At 62.8% G+C, this 17,557-nt stretch carries 18 protein-coding genes; 3 read left to right on the top strand and 15 right to left on the bottom strand.

Annotated features, from left to right (window positions below):
* Positions 1 to 11: 11 nt before the first annotated feature.
* The 3 genes from ABTV29_RS09765 to ABTV29_RS09755 are packed head-to-tail and all read right to left on the bottom strand — an operon-like array spanning position 12 to position 2,570.
* Positions 12 to 920: an acetaldehyde dehydrogenase (acetylating) gene (locus ABTV29_RS09765; RefSeq protein WP_433769876.1), complete on the bottom strand. Its 909-nt coding sequence runs from the start codon at positions 918 to 920 to the stop codon at positions 12 to 14.
* A 19-nt stretch (positions 921 to 939) separates the two neighbouring features.
* On the bottom strand, positions 940 to 1,731 hold the full coding sequence (locus ABTV29_RS09760; RefSeq protein ID WP_433769875.1) for a fumarylacetoacetate hydrolase family protein: 792 nt from the start codon (positions 1,729 to 1,731) through the stop codon (positions 940 to 942).
* Positions 1,728 to 2,570, bottom strand: a complete 843-nt coding sequence (locus ABTV29_RS09755) for an alpha/beta fold hydrolase (RefSeq protein WP_433769874.1) — start codon at positions 2,568 to 2,570, stop codon at positions 1,728 to 1,730. Before ABTV29_RS09755 ends, ABTV29_RS09760 begins: the two co-directional genes overlap by 4 nt.
* 424 nt (positions 2,571 to 2,994) lie before the next feature.
* On the opposite strand from ABTV29_RS09755, the gene ABTV29_RS09750 reads away from it, so the two are divergent.
* Together ABTV29_RS09750 and ABTV29_RS09745 are read left to right on the top strand one after the other, a co-directional pair.
* Positions 2,995 to 3,765 (top strand): SDR family oxidoreductase, encoded by a 771-nt coding sequence (locus ABTV29_RS09750; RefSeq protein WP_433769873.1) that lies wholly within the window; start codon positions 2,995 to 2,997, stop codon positions 3,763 to 3,765.
* 108 nt (positions 3,766 to 3,873) lie between these two features.
* The gene (locus tag ABTV29_RS09745) at positions 3,874 to 4,371 is read left to right on the top strand and encodes an SRPBCC family protein (protein ID WP_433769872.1); all 498 of its coding nucleotides are present in this window, start codon (positions 3,874 to 3,876) and stop codon (positions 4,369 to 4,371) included.
* A 909-nt stretch (positions 4,372 to 5,280) separates the two neighbouring features.
* On the opposite strand, the gene ABTV29_RS09740 is transcribed toward ABTV29_RS09745, so the two are convergent.
* From ABTV29_RS09740 to ABTV29_RS09685, 12 genes are all read right to left on the bottom strand, one after another.
* A complete protein-coding gene (locus ABTV29_RS09740; RefSeq protein ID WP_433769871.1) occupies positions 5,281 to 5,664 on the bottom strand; it encodes a steroid Delta-isomerase in 384 nt (127 codons plus the stop codon).
* Positions 5,665 to 6,867, bottom strand: coding sequence for an acetyl-CoA C-acyltransferase (locus ABTV29_RS09735; RefSeq protein WP_433769870.1), 1,203 nt, complete (start codon positions 6,865 to 6,867; stop codon positions 5,665 to 5,667).
* A 31-nt stretch (positions 6,868 to 6,898) separates the two neighbouring features.
* On the bottom strand, positions 6,899 to 7,357 hold the full coding sequence (locus tag ABTV29_RS09730; RefSeq protein ID WP_433769869.1) for a MaoC family dehydratase: 459 nt from the start codon (positions 7,355 to 7,357) through the stop codon (positions 6,899 to 6,901).
* A 2-nt stretch (positions 7,358 to 7,359) separates the two neighbouring features.
* Positions 7,360 to 8,142 carry an SDR family oxidoreductase gene (locus ABTV29_RS09725; protein ID WP_433769868.1) on the bottom strand — a complete coding sequence of 261 codons (783 nt, stop codon included), beginning with the start codon at positions 8,140 to 8,142 and terminating at the stop codon, positions 7,360 to 7,362.
* 13 nt (positions 8,143 to 8,155) lie between these two features.
* Complete coding sequence (locus ABTV29_RS09720) at positions 8,156 to 9,349, bottom strand: acyl-CoA dehydrogenase family protein (protein WP_433769867.1); 1,194 nt, start codon at positions 9,347 to 9,349, stop codon at positions 8,156 to 8,158.
* Positions 9,346 to 10,518 (bottom strand): acyl-CoA dehydrogenase family protein, encoded by a 1,173-nt coding sequence (locus ABTV29_RS09715; protein WP_433769866.1) that lies wholly within the window; start codon positions 10,516 to 10,518, stop codon positions 9,346 to 9,348. Before ABTV29_RS09715 ends, ABTV29_RS09720 begins: the two co-directional genes overlap by 4 nt.
* A gap of 128 nt (positions 10,519 to 10,646) precedes the next feature.
* Entirely contained in the window at positions 10,647 to 12,065 is a 1,419-nt protein-coding gene (locus tag ABTV29_RS09710) for an ArnT family glycosyltransferase (protein WP_433769865.1), read from the bottom strand.
* Complete coding sequence (locus ABTV29_RS09705) at positions 12,065 to 13,006, bottom strand: SdiA-regulated domain-containing protein (protein ID WP_433769864.1); 942 nt, start codon at positions 13,004 to 13,006, stop codon at positions 12,065 to 12,067. Before ABTV29_RS09705 ends, ABTV29_RS09710 begins: the two co-directional genes overlap by 1 nt.
* Complete coding sequence (locus ABTV29_RS09700; RefSeq protein ID WP_433769863.1) at positions 13,003 to 14,523, bottom strand: ArnT family glycosyltransferase; 1,521 nt, start codon at positions 14,521 to 14,523, stop codon at positions 13,003 to 13,005. Before ABTV29_RS09700 ends, ABTV29_RS09705 begins: the two co-directional genes overlap by 4 nt.
* Before the next feature lie 3 nt (positions 14,524 to 14,526).
* Positions 14,527 to 14,805 carry a lipid-A-disaccharide synthase N-terminal domain-containing protein gene (locus tag ABTV29_RS09695; protein WP_433769862.1) on the bottom strand — a complete coding sequence of 93 codons (279 nt, stop codon included), beginning with the start codon at positions 14,803 to 14,805 and terminating at the stop codon, positions 14,527 to 14,529.
* Positions 14,802 to 15,533: a glycosyltransferase gene (locus ABTV29_RS09690; RefSeq protein ID WP_433769861.1), complete on the bottom strand. Its 732-nt coding sequence runs from the start codon at positions 15,531 to 15,533 to the stop codon at positions 14,802 to 14,804. Before ABTV29_RS09690 ends, ABTV29_RS09695 begins: the two co-directional genes overlap by 4 nt.
* Positions 15,534 to 15,579: 46 nt before the next feature.
* Positions 15,580 to 16,557, bottom strand: a complete 978-nt coding sequence (locus tag ABTV29_RS09685) for an NAD-dependent epimerase/dehydratase family protein (protein WP_433769860.1) — start codon at positions 16,555 to 16,557, stop codon at positions 15,580 to 15,582.
* 324 nt (positions 16,558 to 16,881) lie between these two features.
* On the opposite strand from ABTV29_RS09685, the gene ABTV29_RS09680 reads away from it, so the two are divergent.
* Positions 16,882 to 17,526: a YceH family protein gene (locus tag ABTV29_RS09680; RefSeq protein WP_433769859.1), complete on the top strand. Its 645-nt coding sequence runs from the start codon at positions 16,882 to 16,884 to the stop codon at positions 17,524 to 17,526.
* Positions 17,527 to 17,557 lie beyond the last annotated feature (31 nt).

Below are 17,557 nucleotides of genomic sequence, written 5' to 3'. Positions count from 1 at the left end.
GGATTCTCCACTCAACGGACAGGCAGTTGCAGGGTGCCCTTGTGGGCTTCTTCGGCGAACATCTCGGCGGTGCGCAAACCGGCGGCGGTCATGATGTCGAGGTTGCCGGCGGACTTGGGCAGGAAATCGCCCAGGCCCTCGACCTCGATGAAGATCGACACCTTGCGCCCGTCGAACACCGGCCCGTTGATCAGCTTGTAGCCGGGCACATAGCGCTGCACCTCACGAACCATCTGCAACACCGAGGTGCGGATCGCGTCCTGGTTTGGTTCGTCGTCAGTCAGACAATGGATGGTGTCGCGCATCATCAAGGGCGGCTCGGCCGGGTTGATCACGATGATCGCCTTGCCGCGCCGGGCGCCGCCGATCTGCTCCACCGCTCCTGCCGTGGTGCGGGTGAACTCATCGATGTTCTGCCGTGTGCCGGGGCCGACCGAACCGGACGACACCGTGGCGACGATTTCGCCGTAGCTCACCGGCTGCACCCGCGACACCGCCGCCACCATCGGGATGGTCGCCTGGCCACCGCAGGTGACCATGTTGACGTTCATCGCCAGGCTCGATGCGTGCTCCTTGAGATTGACCGGCGGCACGCAGAACGGACCGATGGCCGCCGGCGTGAGGTCAACCATGATCACCCCGAGCTCGTTGAGCTTGCGGCTGTTTTCGGCATGCACGTAGGCCGAGGTGGCATCGAAGGCGATGCGAATGTCATCGTCCAGGACGTGGGGCAACAAGCCGTCGACGCCCTCGGCAGTGGTCTTCACACCCATCTCCCGAGCGCGCTTGAGGCCCTCCGATTGCGGGTCGACGCCGACCATCCACACCGGTTCGATCCACTCCGATCGATACATTTTCATCAGCAGGTCGGTGCCGATATTGCCCGGGCCGATAATGGCCGCTCTGAGTTTCTTGCTCATCCGGTTAAAACCCCACAAGTCAGGCGCAGAAGGACACCCGGGCACTGCCCAGGCCATCGATGGTCAATTCAAAACGGTCGCCGGTACGGGCCGGTTCCAGCGGCACCAGGGAGCCGGACAAAATGATTTCCCCGGCCTTGAACGGAATGCCGAACGCGCCCAGGGTGTTGGCCAGCCAGGCCACGGCCGTCAGCGGATTGCCCTGCACTGCCGAGCCAAGCCCTTCACTGAGGGGCTCACCGTTTTTCGACACGCGCATGCGCAGGTTGGGCAAGTCCAGTTCCCGGGGGTCGGCCTGGCTGTCGCCCAGCACAAACACGCCGCAGGAAGCGTTGTCGGCGACGGTGTCCTGGATGCGAATGCGCCACTCGTGAATCCGCGAGTCGACGATTTCGAAGCACGGCATCACGTACTCGGTGGCATCGAGCACATCGGCTTCGGTGATGCCGGGGCCGACCAGATCGCGTTTGAGCTTGAAGGCGATCTCGCCTTCGGCCCGGGGCTGGATCAGCTTGTTGGCCGACAGGGAAATCCGCGCGTCATCGGCGAAGGCCATCTGCCGGGTGATGAAACCGAAATCCGGCTGATGCACGTTGAGCATCTGCTGGACCGCCACCGAGGTGACGCCGATTTTCTTGCCAACGATCTGGTCGCCGGCGGCCACCCGCCGCTCAATGGCGTACAGGGAAATGTGGTAGGCATCCTCGATGCTGATCGCCGGCCAACGCTCGGTCAGGGGCGCCAGTGTGGTGCCGCTGAGCAGCGCCTGGTAAAGCTCTTCGCCGAATTCACGACGCAATTGCACGCTCATCCGCGGGCCTCCTGAAGAAAAGCCAGGCACTGGCGATTGAACAAATCTCGATGCTCGACCTGGACCCAGTGCCCGCATTCGCTGAGCATCACGAAGCGGATGCACGAGCAGTGTTCGAGCATGGTTTGCGCCCCCGAGGAAGGGCAGAATTTATCGTTCATGCCCCAGAAACCGAGGATCGGGCATTGCAGCTCGGCCAGGCGCGAGGTCATGTTCGGCACCTGCATGGTCGACAGCACGCACACCGGTTGTTGTTGCACCACGGCCACCCGTTCGTTGACCGTTTCGTCGCTAATCAGAGTGGCGTCGAACAGTTGCAGCGCCAGCAGGCGACGCATGCCCGCCGCATCGTTCAGCTCACCCTTGGTGAAGGCGGCGCCCATTTTCTGGATGCCTTCCATTTGCAGGTAATACTGCTCCTTCTCCATCAGGCCGCCGGGCGCCATCAGCACCAGGCGGCTGACCCGTTGCGGCTGGTCGAGGGCCAGCTTGATCGCGATCGCACCGCCCAGGGAATTGCCGACCAGGACGCAGCGCTGGATATCCAGGGCGTCGAGCAGACCGCTCAGGGCGCTGACGAAAAAGTCGAGGGTGTAGAGAGTGTCGGGCTTGTCCGAGGCACCGTAGCCCGGCAGATCCGGGACGATGACGCGGTAGCCGGCTTCGGCGAACACCGGGTAGTTCTGCTTGAAGTTGCTGTGACCGCTGGCGCCCGGCCCGCTGCCGTGGATGAAAATCACCGGCTCGCCGCTGCCGGTGTCTTGCCTGCCGTTATCCAAGTAGTGCAGCTGCAAACCATCCGGCAGCGTAACGAAGTGCCCCTGCGCTGAAGCGCCCATAAGGTGTCCTCCCGGCCTGTTGTTGTCGCCGGATTATTCCGAGGGCCCGGACAGTCAACATCGTCCGACAGGACTACCTGCCCTCCCTGTAGGAGCGAGCCTGCTCGCGATTGGGCTGGCACATTCAGCACTTGTGGCGCCTGACACTCCGCCATCGCGAGCAAGCTCGCTCCCACAGTGTTTTTTGTTGGCTGCGGATGATGCTGATGGCCGCTGAACCTGTAGGAGCGAGCCTGCTCGCGATGGTCGTCAACGATGACGCGGGAGCCCTGACACCCCGCGGTGTTCTTGAGTCCATCGCGAGCATGCTCGCTCCTACAGTGTTTGGGGGGTGGTCACAGGTTCTAGTCCTATCGGACGTAGGCCGGCGGCTCATGCAGCCCTAGCATCGACTGCATTTCCGAGCGACAACACGAGGCATCCCATGCTTGATCCGATGGACTTTCGCGGCAAAACGGTACTGGTCACCGGCGGTGGCAAAGGGGTGGGTCGCGGCATCAGCCAGCGCTTTCTGGACTGCGGCGCCGAGGTGGTGATCTGCGGTCGCGAAGCCCCGGTTACCCTGCCGGCCAGCGGCGGGCGTGAGGCGCTGTTCGTGCCTTGCGATCTGCGGGATGTCGAGCAGTCCGGGCGATTGATCGAAAGCATCGTCGAGCGCTTCGGCCGCCTCGATGTGCTGGTCAACAATGCCGGCGGCTCGCCGAATGCCGATGCCGCGACGGCCTCGCCGCGTTTCAGCGAGTCGATCATTCGCCTGAACCTGATCGCCCCGCTCAACCTCTGCCAGCAGGCCAACCGGGTGATGCAGGCCCAGGTCGACGGTGGCGCGATCATCAACATTTGCAGCGTCAGCGCCACCCGCCCCTCCCCCGGCACCGCGGCTTACGGCGCGGCCAAGGCCGGGCTGCTCAACCTGACCAGCTCGCTGGCGGTGGAATGGGCGCCGAAGGTGCGGGTCAATGCGGTGACCGCCGGGCTGATTCTCACCGAGCAGGCGGCCATGCATTATGGCGACCGGGAGGGCATTGCGCGGGTAGCCGCGACCATCCCGTTGCAGCGCCTGGCCAATCCCGAGGACATCGGCGATACCTGCCTGTACCTGGCCTCGCCATTGGCCCGCTATGTCAGCGGTGCAGACATTGCTGTGCACGGCGGCGGCGAACGACCTGCGTTTCTCGATGCCGCCAAAATCTGAAAAGATCGCAGCCTGCGGCAGCTCCTACATTGGAATATGTACACCCTGTAGGAGCTGCCAAAGGCTGCGATCTTTTCAAAAAGCCCATTGACCAACCGGAGCGCCAATATGCCTGCAATCGCCAGCCACAGCGTCCTGCTTGACCTCAACCTGCCAGCTGCCTGGGCAAAACTCCGCGACCTGAGCCTGGCCCCGCACTACGTGCCGGGGCTGACCGGTTGCCAATTCCACCCCGGCGCCCGGGAAGGCGTCGGCGCCAGCCGCCGGGTGTTGCGCAAGGGCGGTCAGTACCTGGATGAAAGCGTGGTTCAGTGGCGCGAAGGCGCAGGGTTCGAACTGCGGCTACACAAGGGCGGCAATGACTCGCCCTTTCCGTTTCGCCAGGCGAGTTTCAGCTACGGGCTGCAACCGCAAGGCAACGGGACGCGCATCACCCTGCAAATGCACTACAGCCTGCGCGGTGGCAGGCTGATGGAAAGATTGCTGGGCAAGGCCTTCGACAAGGTGGTGCGGCAGATTGCCGAGAATCTCAAGGCCTACTACGAAACCGGTCGAACCCAGAACCCAGATCTGATCCAGGGACGGACACTGAACTCGGCTTCGTGAACACTTTCCCCTGTGGGAGCGAGCCTGCTCGCGATGAGGCCGGCACATTCAGCATCGATGTCGCCTGATGCACCGCCATCGCGAGCAGGCTCGCTCCCACAGTTGATTTGCATCGACCATTGAAACTGGTATCGACGCTAAACCCTGTGGGAGCGGGCTTGCTCGCGATGAGGCCGGCACATTCAACATTGATGTCGCCTGATGCACCGCCATCGCGAGCAGGCTCGCTCCCACAGTTGATTTGCATCGACCATTGAAACTGGTATCGACGCTAAACCCTGTGGGAGCGGGCTTGCTCGCGATGAGGCCGGCACATTCAACATTGATGTCGCCTGATGCACCGCCATCGCGAGCAGGCTCGCTCCCACAATTGATTTGTGCCGACCATTGAAACTGGAATCGACGCTAAACCCTGTGGGAGCGAGCCTGCTCGCGATGAGGCCGGCACATTCAACATCGATGTCGCCTGATGCACCGCCATCGCGAGCAGGCTCGCTCCCACAGTTGATTTGTGCCGACCATTGAATCTGGAATCGACGCTGAACCCTGTGGGAGCGAGCCTGCTCGCGATGAGGCCGGCAAATTCAACATTGATGTCGCCTGATGCACCGCCATCGCGAGCAGGCTCGCTCCCACAATTGATTTGTGCCGACCATTGAAACTGGAATCGACGCTAAACCCTGTGGGAGCGAGCCTGCTCGCGATGAGGCCGGCAAATTCAACATTGATGTCGCCTGATGCACCGCCATCGCGAGCAGGCTCGCTCCCACAGTTGATTTGTGCCGACCATTGAATCTGGAATCGACGCTGAACCCTGTGGGAGCGAGCCTGCTCGCGATGAGGCCGGCAAATTCAACATTGATGTCGCCTGATGCACCGCCATCGCGAGCAGGCTCGCTCCCACAGTTATCAGGCCCGAGGGCCGAGGTTGACCTCGCTCCAATAAGCTTTCATCGAACAAATCTTGCCGCTGTCATCGAACTCCATCACGTCAATCACATGCAGCGAACACGGCTGCCCGCCCCACTCCATGTCGACCCGGAACGGCATTGCGCCGCAACCGTTGGAGGTCGCGCGCACGGGACCTGTGCGGGTCGCCGAGACTTTCATCGCGCCCAGCCCTTGCCGGTAGAAACGCTCGATAGCGTCGATGCCCTGCAAGGGTGCCTGGCCAACCGGGTCTTCGACCGTCGCGTCCCCGGCATACAGCCCGAGGATGCCGTCGATATCGCCGGCATCCACCAACTCCACATAGCGCGCCATGGTCGCCTGGATCTGTTCTGCACCGATCATTCAGACCACCTCGAACAATGCGGCCGCGCCCATGCCACCGCCAATGCACATGCTCACCACCACGTAACGCACCCCTCGACGCTGGCCTTCGATCAACGCATGACCGACCATGCGCGCCCCGGACATGCCGAACGGATGGCCGATGGCAATCGCCCCGCCGTTGACGTTCAGGCGCTCGGCGGGAATCCCCAGGGTGTCGCGGCAATACAGGACCTGACAGGCAAGGGCCTCGTTCAGCTCCCACAGGCCGATGTGCTCCATGGTCAGGCCGTGGCGCTTGAGCAGCTTCGGGATGGCATACACCGGACCAATGCCCATCTCGTCGGAATTGCAGCCCGCCACCGCCATGCCACGGTAGATACCCAAGGGCTCCAGGCCACGCTTCTCGGCCATTTTCGCGCTCATCAACACCGACGCCGATGCGCCGTCGGACAGCTGCGAAGCGTTGCCCGCCGTGATGAAACGGCCCTTGTCACTCCACTGGCCGCCCGGCCACACCGGCTCCAGCGCGTTGAGGCTTTGCAGCGTGGTGTCGACGCGGTTGCACTCGTCGCGTTGCAGGGTGACGAGTTCATGACGGGTTTCACCCGTGGCCTTGTCGAAGATCGCCTGGCGACTGGTCAGCGCCGCCAGCTCACGGTCGAAGCGCCCGGCGCTCTGTGCCTGGGCGGTGCGCAGCTGGCTCTGGTAGCTGTATTCGTCCTGTTCCTCGCGGGAGATACCGTAGCGTGCGCTGACGATCTCGGCGGTTTCGATCATCGGGATATACGCATGCGGATCCAGATCGATCACCGAACTCGACTGGTTGCGGTAGAGGTTCTTGTGCTTGTTCTGCACCAGGGAAATCGACTCCAGTCCACCGGCCACGGCGATGTCGATCTCGTCGCACATGATGCCCTTGGCGGCCATGGCGATGCTCATCAGGCCCGACGAACACTGGCGCTCCACCGCCATCCCCGCCACGGAGGTCGGCAAGCCGCCGGCGATCGCACACAGGCGCCCCAGGTTGTAAGACTGCGTGCCTTGCTGGGCGGCGGCGCCGATGATCACATCGTCCACTTCCCCTGGTTCGATACCGGCCCGACGCACGGCCTCGCGCACCACATGGCCACCCAGTTGCGGCGCTTCGGTGTCGTTGAACGCGCCGCGAAAGGCCTTGCCGATGGGCGTGCGGGCGGTGGAAACGATGACGGCTTCTTTCATGTTCAATTCCTCAAAAATTCTGCTGACTGGCTCAGGCGGGGTAATAGCGGCTGATGGTGTCGACCACGCAGCCGGGGCGCTCCTCGCCTTCGATCTCGACACTGACTCGAATGGTCGCCTGCACGCCGCCCTTGACCTCTTCCACCGCCATCAACTGCGCGCTGCCGCGAACCCTGGAACCTGCGCGCACAACAGCGGGAAAACGCACCCGCTCGCAGCCGTAATTGACGCCCATGGCCAGGCCACGGACCTCGACGATCTGCGGCAGGAACAGATTGACCAGCGACAGGCTCAGGTAGCCGTGGGCGATGCAGGTGCCGAAAGGCCCATTCGCTGCCTTCACCGGATCGACGTGAATCCACTGGTGATCGCCGGTGGCGTCGGCAAACAGGTTGATCCGATCCTGATCCAGCAGCAGCCAGTCGCTGGCACCCAGCGCCTGGCCGACCGCCTCGAACAAGGCCATCGGCGTGTCGAAAATACGTGGCATGTTCAAGCCCTCTGGCTGGACACCGACAACACTTCGCCGGTCATGTAGGAGCTGTAGTCGCTGGCCAGGAACATCATCACGTTGGCCACTTCCCAGACCTCGGCGGCACGGCCGAACGCTTCATTGGCCGCCAGCTGGTCGAGCACCGCTTGGGGGGCGGATTTGCGCAGGAAATCGTGCAGGGCGATGCTCGGGCTGACCGCGTTGATGCGGATGCCATGGTCGGCGGCCTCGACCGCCGCGCAACGGGTCAAGGCCATCACGCCGGCCTTGGCGGCGGCGTAGTGCGACTGTTCTTTCTGCGCGCGCCAGCCCAGCACCGAGGCGTTGTTGACGATGACCCCGGCACGGCGCTCCATCATCTTCGGCAGCATGGCGCGGGTCATGCGCATGGTGCCGGTGAGCGTCACATCGATGACCCGGTTCCACTCCTCGTCAGGCATGTCCACCAGCAAACGCGAGCCGCCGAGGCCTGCGTTGTTGATCAACACGTCGACGCCTTGCAGGTCGCGCTCGGCGCTGGCGACCAGCTGCTGCACCTGGGCTTCATCGGTGACGTTGCACTCCTGGCCGAACACCTGTTGCAGCCCCGTGGCCTGGCGGATTTTCAGCACCGCTTCGGCCAGCCGGCCTTCGTGGATATCGCTGATCATCAGCGCACGGCAGCCTTCTTCGGCGGCACGCAGAGCGGCGGAAAAACCGATCCCGGCGCCGGCCGCCGCAGTGATCAGCAGCGACTTGCCGCGCAGCAGGCCGCGACCTTCAACATATTGAGGTACAGACATGAACTCTCTCCTTTCAGGCGCGCGGACGCGGCTCTTTGGGCATGCCCAGGGCACGCTCGGCGATGATGTTGCGCTGGATTTCGTTGCTGCCGCCGTAGAGGGTGTCGGCGCGGCTGAACAGGTACAGCGACTGCAAGCGGGTCAGTTGGTAAGGCGCGGCTTCGAGTAATTCCGCCTCGGCGCCGAGCACATCCATCGCCAACTTGCCGAGGCTGGCGTGCCAGGTCGACCAGAACAGCTTGTAGATGGTCGCCTCCTTGCGCAGTGAGCCGTCCTGGCTGCCCGAGAGCATGCGCAACGAGTTGTAGCGCATGATCCGCAGCCCGCTCCAGGCTTCGGCCAGGCGCTGGCGCAGGATCGGGTCGCGGTCTGCGCCGTTGGATCTGGCGATGGCGATGATTTCGTCCAGCTCGTTCTGAAACTGCATCTGCTGGCCAAGAGTCGACACGCCGCGCTCGAACCCCAGCAACGCCATGGCAATCTTCCAGCCCTCCCCCGGCGCGCCGATGATGTTGGCGGCGTCGGTGCGGGCATCGTCGAAGAACACTTCGTTGAATTCCGAGGTGCCGGTCAGTTGCTCGATGGGCCGCACGGTAATTTGCGCCTGGGCCATGGGCACCAGCAGGAACGACAGGCCACGGTGGCCAACGCTGCCCGGCTCGGTGCGGGCGATGACAAAGCACCAGTCCGACTCGTGGGCCAGGGAGGTCCAGACTTTCTGGCCGTTGATCAGCCACTGGCCGCTCTCTTCATCCAGCACGGCGCGGGTCTTGACGTTGGCCAGGTCCGACCCCGCACCCGGCTCGGAATAGCCCTGGCACCAGAACTCGCTGCCGCGGACGATCCCCGGCAAGAAGCGCTGTTGCTGCTCCACCGTACCGAATGCGGCGATGGTCGGCCCGGCCAGGCCTTCGCCGATATGCCCCATGCGCCCAGGACCGCCGGCGCGGGCGTACTCTTCGTGGAAAATCACTTGCCGGGTGATCGACAGGCCGCGCCCGCCGTGCTCCGGCGCCCAGCCGACACAGGTCCAGCCGCCCTCGGCGAGTTTGCGTTCCCAGGCTTTGCGCTCTTCGGGAAACATGTGCTCGTCCCCCGGTCCGCCGCGAAACCGCAGGGGTTCGAATTCGCCACAGAGGTTGGCGCTCATCCAGTCGGCGACTTCCTTGCGGAAGCATTCGTCCTGTTCGCTGAAACTGATTTTCATGGCTGCTCCCCGAGAATCACCGCGGCAATCCGCTCGCGATGCCAGGCCGGTAGCCCGAGGAAGCTTTCGCTGGCGCGGGCGCGCTTGAAGTAGAGGTGCGGGTCGTATTCCCAGGTGAAACCGACGCCGCCGTGCAACTGGATCGACTCGGAGGCGCAGTGGAAGTAGCTTTCCGAGCACTGCGCCTTGGCCAGTGCCGCCGCCAGTGGCAGTTCGGCGGCGACCTGCGGATCGCCTTCGGGGTCGAGGACTTCCTGGGCCACGCACGCCGCGTAATAGCTGGCCGAACGCGCGCATTCGACTTGCAGCATCATGTCGGCGGCGCGGTGTTTGAGGGCCTGGAAACTGGCGATGGGACGGCCGAACTGCTGGCGCTCCTGCATGTAGGCCACGCTGAGGTCGAGCACCTGTTGCGCACCGCCGGTCTGCTCGGCGGCAAGGCCAACGCAGGCCAGTTGCAGGACCTGCTCCAGAACCGCCCAGCCCTGGCCCCACTCGCCCAGCAGGCAGTCCGCTTCAAGGTAAAGGCCCTTGAGCTGAATCCGAGCCTGGCGTCGGGTCTGGTCCATGGTCGGCAGCATTTGCCGTTCGATACCGGCCCGGTCGGCCTTGACGGCAAACAGGCTGATGCCCGCTTCACCGCTGGAACCGGGAGCCCGTGCGGCAATGATCAGCAGGTCGGCGCCGTGGCCGTCGAGCACATGCTTGAGGGTGCCGTCGAGGACAAAACCTTCGCCCTCGGCCACCACCGTGGCCTGCACATCGTCGGCCGCCCAGCCATTGGCGCTGCTGAAGGCCAGGGTCGCGGTCAGGCTGCCGTCGGCAATCGATGGCAGCCAGCGCTGCTTGTGTTGCTCATTGCCCACCAGCAACAACGCCGGCGTGGCCATGCAGGCGGTGGCAAAAAACGGCGAGCACAGCAACCGCCGGCCCATCTGTTCCAGGAGGATCGCCAGTTCGACAAACCCCAGGCCAAGACCGCCGTAAACTTCGGGAATATGGATCGCCGGCCAGTACATTTCCTGGCACAGGCGTTGCCAGAGGGCTTCATCGAAACCCCGTTCACTGACCATGGCCGCTCGCACGGCGCTGGAATCCGAGACATCGGCAAGGAAGCCCTCGGCCGATGCGCGGATCATTTCCTGTTCGTCGCTGAATGCAAACTCCATCGCGGCGCCTTCTGCTCGTTGGATGGGGCGCGCGTTGCGCGACGCCCCTTTGAGCATGAAGTTTGGCGCCGCCCGGATGCGGCAGAATCGTTAGCCTTGCCTAGTCCGAACGGGCGATGTGCAACCGGTCAGCGGCACTGATCGCCCATGTGCACAAGGAGCGCTGCACGGCCGGGCTTGAGGTACGGGCTGATTTCCCCGACCTTGCACGCGTCCAGGCCTTGCAGTTGCGGGTCGAGGGGTTCCTGCACGAACAGCAGCCCTGCCGGACGGGAGCCGGCTTGCAACTGGGCATCCGTCAGCGGTGCTACCGGCCGTCCCATGTAATAGACCAGGCGGATATCCGGCTCGCCGACCGTGTAGGCCTTCTGACCCGGTTGCCCGTTGGCCAGCGTGGCGACCTGCTCCAGGCCACCGACACGGTGCGACAGCACCCGCGCTTCGACGAACATGTAGAACACCAGGAACCCGACGAGCATCACGCAGGGCACGACGACAAGAACAGTACGCCAGCGCCCCTTCATGTCATCGAGCACCGCCGACCAGTGCATGGCCAGCAGCAACGCCATGGACGGGTAAACCGGCAATAGGTATTTGCCGTGTTTTTCGGTGAACAGGGAAAACACCAGCAGCGGCAGCAGGCTGCAACACAACAGCATGGCGGCCGCGCGATTCGAGCGGATCATCGCCCAGAACCTGCGTGGCTGGACGAACACGATCAGCCAGAACGGAAAGAAATCACCAGCCAGGTACAACAGATAGGCGTACCAAGCCTCGGCGCCTTGCCCATCGATCTTCTTCACGATGTCTTCGTTGATGATCGACGCCCAGATGCCCCAGCCCTGATTCAGGGACACGGCCACGTACCAGGAGCTGCCCAGCGCCACGGCAATCAGCCAGCCCCAACCGTCACACAAGTAGGCTTTGGCCCGGGCATCGCGATAGATCAGCGCGTAAGCCAGAATCGGCGCGGTCACCCACAGCAGGCAGACCGGGCCTTTGGTCAGCAGTGCGCAGCCCACGAGCACGTAGCTGAGCCGGCTCCACACACGCCCGCCCTCCAGGAAAATGAAACGCCAGGCCGCCAGCAACGCACCGAAACACAGCAGGGTCAGCAGCATTTCAATTTCCGAACGGCGGGCGAACAGGCTGAACGCGCCGTTGGCCGCCAGAAACACCACCGCGAACAAACCGGCCTGACGCCCCGCCTGCCTGACACCCCACAGATAAGTGACAATGCAGCACAAAGCCGCCGCCAGCGCCGACGGCAGGCGCACGCTCCACTCCGACAAGGTGCCCAACACGGCGCTGGAGACCAGGCCGACCCAATAGAACAACGGCGGCTTGGACAGGTACAAATCGCCATTCATGTAAGGCAGAAGCCAGCTCCCCGCCTCACGCATTTCGCGTACTGTGACCGCCCTGCGGGCCTCGTTGACACTGAGGAACGGTACGCTGCCCAGCCCCCAGAAAAACAGCAAGGCAATTGCCAAGGCCGCGAGCAAGGCGACATTGCGATTGGATAAATGACTCAGGCTCAATCTCATCAGGGCTTCTCCACATGTGCGACCTGAGTGTTCCTCGATTTGGTGAACCGATAGAACAGATTGGGTTCGCTGACGACGTACAGTTCGCCATCGGTATCCATAGTCATGCCCTCGGCCTGCGGCACGCTACGTTTAAGGTCGCCGGCCTCGTGGCGCAGGGAAAGAATGCTGACGAAGTCCCCCTTGTCATCGACTTCGGTGATGTTGGCGGACTCATCGCTGAGCAACAGAAGGTGGCCCGTCTTCGGATCGTAGTAGCCCTCGGAGAGGTCCCGGCTGAAGACGCTGCGATCGACCCAGGACGTCAGGTCCTTGATGCGGATCTGCAGCGGGCCACCGATTGAGGCCAGCATGCCGGTGATCGAGTACAACTGGCGCGGGTCACGTTCCTTGATGGCGAACACCCGATCATTGGCCGCGTCATACGCCACGCCCTCGAACCCTTTGTTGTGTTCGCTGAGGTTCACGCCGACGGCGACAAACTGTGCCTGTTCCACATGAATGGGCCCGGGGGTTTCAGGCAAGGTGACGATGTCCAGCTGCTGCAATCGCTCATCGGCGATCACCACCCGCCCGCCGCCGATGTAGGCGATACCCTCGGTGTCTTCGAAACCAATCAGCGGGTAGCGATCGACCAGATCACCGTCACGGCTGATCACCAGAATTTCCATCGGCGCGCCATTGGTAATCCCCAGCAGGCGATCCTTGTCAAAATCGTAGGCGATGCCCGACAGATTATTGATGCCCTCAACAGGCTTGGCCTGGATAGTCGGCTTGTAGTCCGGCAGCCAGATGTTTTTGTCAGGCGCCTGATTGCCCACCCACTTGTTGTGCAAGTGTCCGTACAGCTGCTTGTGCAAGACAGAGCGCGCACCCGTGGCGAAAACCAGTACCAGGGCAATAACGACAGTCAGAAAAAGGGCTTTCCTTGCTTTGCTCATGCTTTTTCCCGGCCCCAATCGAAACGATAGACATGCTCCGGCTTGCCTGGATGGCATTGGCCGTTATCCGCATCGGCCCCGACAATCGACCACTCTGCGCGGGAGGTTTCACCCAGTTCATGGGCGGCCTGGGGGTTGAAGCACTGGCCCAGCAACTCGTCCGGGACCAGGGCATAAGCCTTGGGATTCTCGCGCAGCCATTGCGCCGCTTGCTCGACGGTGGAATCCGCCATGCCGAAGTGCACGATCGGTTGACGAGCGAACAGCCAGTGCCCCTCGCGCCAGTTGACCAGCACCAGGTCTGCGCCATGGGTCATGGTCGCGGCCTGCGCCATGATTGCTTCATGGGGATTGGCGCCATCACTGACCGGCTCGATGAAGCCACGGGCGAACCACAGCGCGAACCAGCCTGCGACCAGTGCCGGGAAGACCCGCCGCAGGCGCGGGCGCGATTTAAACCAGCGTTGCAACAACCAGGGGATCAGCGGCGCGGCCGCCAGCACCAGCGCAGGTAGCGCCGGGTAGATGTACAACTTGCGCTTGCCGGCGCTGATGCAGAAAAACAGCACCACCAGCGCGACCCAGCCGAGCAGCACCAGCAACCGGCCGTCACGCTTTTTCAACTGCCGGTGCCAGGCCGGCACCAGCCATGGCAACGCCAGCACCAACGGCAGCCAGTACTGCGGGATGACGTTGGTGAAGAAGTACCAGAACGGTTCGCGGTGGTCCCACGACGCGGCGTAGCGTCCGGCGGTCTGGCGCAGGAGGATTTCCCGCGCGTAGGCGATTTCGTCAGCGCCGCCGTTCAGCACAATGGACAAGGCCAGTGGCAGCAACCAGATGCCGATGGCCGCGAGCATCACCAGCAATCCGAGCAGCCACTTGCGCGCCTGTCCCGGCATCGCCACCACACCCGGCCAATCCTTGCGCACCGCGTAGGCATAGGGAATCAGCAGCAGCGCCGGCAGAAAACCCACGCCCTTGGTGATCACGCCGATACCCATGGCCGCGCAGCCGACATAGAACCAGCGCCATGCCGGCCCCAGCAGCAGATGCCGCGCCAAACCGTACAGGCCCAGGCTGGTGAACAGGATCAGGAAACTGTCGATCTGCCCGGTGCGCAGGATGCTGTAGGTCTGGTAGGTGGCCAGGTACAGCAGTGCAGCGATGCGCCCGATACGCGGGGTCCACAGGCGACGCCCCAGGTCGTAGACCAGGCCCGTGACGGTCACCGCCGAAAACAGCCCCGGAATGTACAAGGCCAGTTGAGGTTTGCCGGTCAGCCAGGCAAAAAACGCCACCGTCCACATGAAGATCGGCGGCTTGTCGCCGTAGATTTCCCCGGCGCGATGGGGAATCAGCCATGAGCCGTGATGCAGCATTTCCAGGGCCACGCCGAGGAAACGTTCCTCATCGACGTTCTGTGCCTGACGCAGCCCCAGGCCCGCGCCCACCAACAGCAGGGCGAGCAGCATCAGGCCCAGGCATTCGACCCTGGGCGATAAGGTGCGGCGCATGGTTTATTCCTCGAGTTTCCGGCTTTTGGCAATCAATTGCAGGTTGCGCAAATACACGATCGAACCGAAGGCCTGACCGGCAATGAACACCGGGTCTTCCCGATAAATGGCGTACGCCAGCAGCAAGGTGCTGCCGACGATGCTCAGGTACCAGAAACTGGTGGGGATCACGCTGCGTTTTTTGTATTCGCTGTACAGCCATTGCAGGACGAATCGGCCGGTAAAGGCGATCTGGCCGATAAAACCGACCATCAGCCACAGGGCTTCACGGGTCATGGTCATCCTTCAATCTCCTGTGCGATAGTATTGAGGCGCGTACGCTTGATCAGCCACCACACCCCCATCAAATCGAGAATCCCCACCAGGGCGCGGTCAATGTTGCCGTATTTGGAGACCCCGGCGGTGCGCGGCCGGTGGTTGACCGGGTGCACGATCATTCGGCCGTTGTGACGCTGGATCAACGCCGGAATGTAGCGATGCATGTGGTCGAAATACGGAAGGCGCAGAAATGCCGCGCGTTCGATCAGCTTCAGGCCGCAACCGGTGTCCGGGGTGGAGTCCTTGAGCAGGCGGCTGCGCAGGCCGTTGGCGAAACGCGAGGCCCAGCGCTTGCTGGCCGTGTCGCGGCGGTTCACCCGGTGCCCGGCGACCAACTGCACATCGGTGCTGCCGCGCACCAGTGCCAGCATCCCGGGGATGTCCGCCGGGTCGTTTTGCCCGTCGCCGTCGAGGGTCGCCAGCCATTGCCCGCGAGCCTCCCGCGCGGCGTGGTACAGCGAAGTGCTCTGCCCCAGCGAACGCTCGTGGTGCAGGATGCGCAAGGCACTCAGGCCGTTGCTTCTGATCTGCCGCAGTTCCTGCAGGGTCGTATCGGTGCTGCCGTCATCGACCACGATGATCTCGTAGGCCTCGTCGGCCATGGCCACGCGGATTTCCTCGAGCAAAGGCCTGAGGTTGTTCGCTTCGTTTTTCGCTGGAATCAATACGGATACAAAAATGTCCTGGCTCATGGAGTCCCCCTCGCCTTTTGCTTGTTCATTATCAGAGGCGAATGCTTCAAGCCCGATAAAACTGTCGATACCACTTCACAAACTCCGCCACACCCGTCGCGACGGGCACTTGCGGGCTGAAATCAATCCACTGCGTCAGCGCCGAGACATCGGCCCAGGTCCGGACCACATCGCCGGCCTGCAACGGCAGGTAGTTGCGCACGGCCTGGCGGTCCAGTGCGGCTTCCAGGCAGTCGACAAAATCCAGCAGCGCCACCGGTTGGCCGCGGCCGATGTTGAACAGACGGTTCACGCCCTCGCCGGCCCCGGTTGGTACGGGTGGCTTTGAACGCAGGCGGGCGATGCTTTCGACGATGTCGTCGATGTAGGTGAAGTCCCGCGCCATCTCGCCCTGGTTGTAGACGTCGATGGGCTGGCCCTTGAGGATCGCCTCGGTGAACTTGAACAGCGCCATGTCCGGCCGGCCCCAGGGCCCGTAGACGGTGAAGAAGCGCAGGCCAGTGGCCTTGAGGCCGTACAGGTGGCAATAACTGTCGGCCAGCAGTTCATTGGCGCGCTTGGTGGCCGCGTATAGCGAAATCGGGTGCTCGACGGGGTCCTCGACGCTGAACGGCAGCTTGCTGTTGCTGCCATACACCGAGCTGCTGGAGGCGTAGATCAAATGCTTGGGACGATGATGGCGGCAGGCTTCCAGCACATTGAGGAAACCCACCAGGTTCGACTGGCCATAGACATCGGGGTTGTCCAGGGAATAGCGCACGCCGGCCTGGGCGGCCAGGTGCACCACTTCGCTGAACGCGTGCTCGCCAAACAGCTCCAGCAACGCCGGCTTGTCGACGATGTCCATTTTCCGGAAGCGAAAGCCCGGCAGGCTCTCAAGCTCCTTGAGCCGCGCCTGCTTGAGCGTGACGTCGTAATAGTCGTTGAGGTTGTCGATACCGACGACGTCATGACCGTCCAGGCACAAACGCCTGGCGACATGAAAACCGATGAATCCGGCGGCGCCGGTGACCAGAACAGTCATGAAACATGCACCTCGACCAGCACATTGTGCCGGGCCCAAAACAACGCCAGTCCCATGCCTTGCCCCATATCCCAAAAATAAAGTCGGTGACGTTGTCGATGCGCGAGAAACGCGGCATCCAATGATGAAAAGCTACTGAGCGCAGCCCGCCGCATACGGTGCCCGGCAAAATGTAAAAATGTTGTTAACAATTCGTTCAGGCTTCATTCAGGTTTCCAGCGCAAACGGTCACGTGGTGCAACGATTTGTATTGCCATTGCCGCGCGTCAATCTAAAGTGCATCCACGACAGCGAAAAACGTGAATCCGCTAAGGACGCAGAACCATGAGCGAGCAAGAAACGACCTTCGACGAACCACGCCTGAACAGCACCGAAATCCGCATTCTGGGTTCCTTGATCGAAAAACAGGCCACCAGCCCGGAATCCTATCCGCTGACCCTCAATGCGCTGGTGATCGCCTGCAACCAGAAAACCAGCCGGGAACCGGTGATGAACCTGACCCCGGGCCAGGTCGGCCAGAGCCTGCGCGCCCTCGAAGGGCGCGGTTTTGCCAAGCTGGTGATGGGCAGCCGCGCCGACCGTTGGGAACACAAGGTCGACAAGGCGCTGGAACTGGTGCCGGCCCAGGTGATCCTGACCGGATTGATGTTTTTGCGTGGCCCGCAGACGGTCAATGAACTGCTGACACGCAGCGGGCGCATGCATGAATTCGAAGATACCGAACAGGTGGTGCATCAGCTGGAGCGCTTGATTGCCCGAGGCCTGGCGGTGTTGATTGCGCGCCAGGCGGGCCAGCGTGAAGACCGCTATACCCATGCCCTGGGGGATCCGGCGGATATCGAAGCGATCCTGGCTGCGCGCCAGAACCCGGTGGAGCGTAGTGGTGGCAGCGGTGTTTCGCTGGAGCGGATCGAAGAGCTGGAGGCGCGGATTGCGGCGCTGGAGGAGCGGTTGGCGCGGTTGGAATAACCAGACAACACAGGAACAAATGTGGGAGCGA

Origin of the sequence: Pseudomonas putida (assembly GCF_050989985.1) — a bacterium.
GTDB lineage: Bacteria > Pseudomonadota > Gammaproteobacteria > Pseudomonadales > Pseudomonadaceae > Aquipseudomonas > Aquipseudomonas putida_AI.
The sequence above is the reverse complement of the archived record's forward strand: the minus strand, read 5'-3'. Positions and strand labels throughout refer to the sequence as shown.

Bases quoted from the DNA above. Each gene is read 5' to 3' on its own strand.
- ABTV29_RS09715 (WP_433769866.1), bottom strand. From the start codon at position 10,518: ATGGAGTTTGCATTCAGCGACGAACAGGAAATGATCCGCGCATCGGCC.
- ABTV29_RS09725 (WP_433769868.1), bottom strand. From the start codon at position 8,142: ATGTCTGTACCTCAATATGTTGAAGGTCGCGGCCTGCTGCGCGGCAAG.
- ABTV29_RS09765 (WP_433769876.1), bottom strand. From the start codon at position 920: ATGAGCAAGAAACTCAGAGCGGCCATTATCGGCCCGGGCAATATCGGC.
- ABTV29_RS09720 (WP_433769867.1), bottom strand. From the start codon at position 9,349: ATGAAAATCAGTTTCAGCGAACAGGACGAATGCTTCCGCAAGGAAGTC.
- ABTV29_RS09730 (WP_433769869.1), bottom strand. From the start codon at position 7,357: ATGCCACGTATTTTCGACACGCCGATGGCCTTGTTCGAGGCGGTCGGC.
- ABTV29_RS09710 (WP_433769865.1), bottom strand. From the start codon at position 12,065: ATGAGATTGAGCCTGAGTCATTTATCCAATCGCAATGTCGCCTTGCTC.
- ABTV29_RS09695 (WP_433769862.1), bottom strand. From the start codon at position 14,805: ATGACCATGACCCGTGAAGCCCTGTGGCTGATGGTCGGTTTTATCGGC.
- ABTV29_RS09690 (WP_433769861.1), bottom strand. From the start codon at position 15,533: ATGAGCCAGGACATTTTTGTATCCGTATTGATTCCAGCGAAAAACGAA.
- ABTV29_RS09680 (WP_433769859.1), top strand. From the start codon at position 16,882: ATGAGCGAGCAAGAAACGACCTTCGACGAACCACGCCTGAACAGCACC.
- ABTV29_RS09750 (WP_433769873.1), top strand. From the start codon at position 2,995: ATGCTTGATCCGATGGACTTTCGCGGCAAAACGGTACTGGTCACCGGC.
- ABTV29_RS09685 (WP_433769860.1), bottom strand. From the start codon at position 16,557: ATGACTGTTCTGGTCACCGGCGCCGCCGGATTCATCGGTTTTCATGTC.
- ABTV29_RS09755 (WP_433769874.1), bottom strand. From the start codon at position 2,570: ATGGGCGCTTCAGCGCAGGGGCACTTCGTTACGCTGCCGGATGGTTTG.
- ABTV29_RS09760 (WP_433769875.1), bottom strand. From the start codon at position 1,731: ATGAGCGTGCAATTGCGTCGTGAATTCGGCGAAGAGCTTTACCAGGCG.
- ABTV29_RS09705 (WP_433769864.1), bottom strand. From the start codon at position 13,006: ATGAGCAAAGCAAGGAAAGCCCTTTTTCTGACTGTCGTTATTGCCCTG.
- ABTV29_RS09740 (WP_433769871.1), bottom strand. From the start codon at position 5,664: ATGATCGGTGCAGAACAGATCCAGGCGACCATGGCGCGCTATGTGGAG.
- ABTV29_RS09700 (WP_433769863.1), bottom strand. From the start codon at position 14,523: ATGCGCCGCACCTTATCGCCCAGGGTCGAATGCCTGGGCCTGATGCTG.
- ABTV29_RS09745 (WP_433769872.1), top strand. From the start codon at position 3,874: ATGCCTGCAATCGCCAGCCACAGCGTCCTGCTTGACCTCAACCTGCCA.
- ABTV29_RS09735 (WP_433769870.1), bottom strand. From the start codon at position 6,867: ATGAAAGAAGCCGTCATCGTTTCCACCGCCCGCACGCCCATCGGCAAG.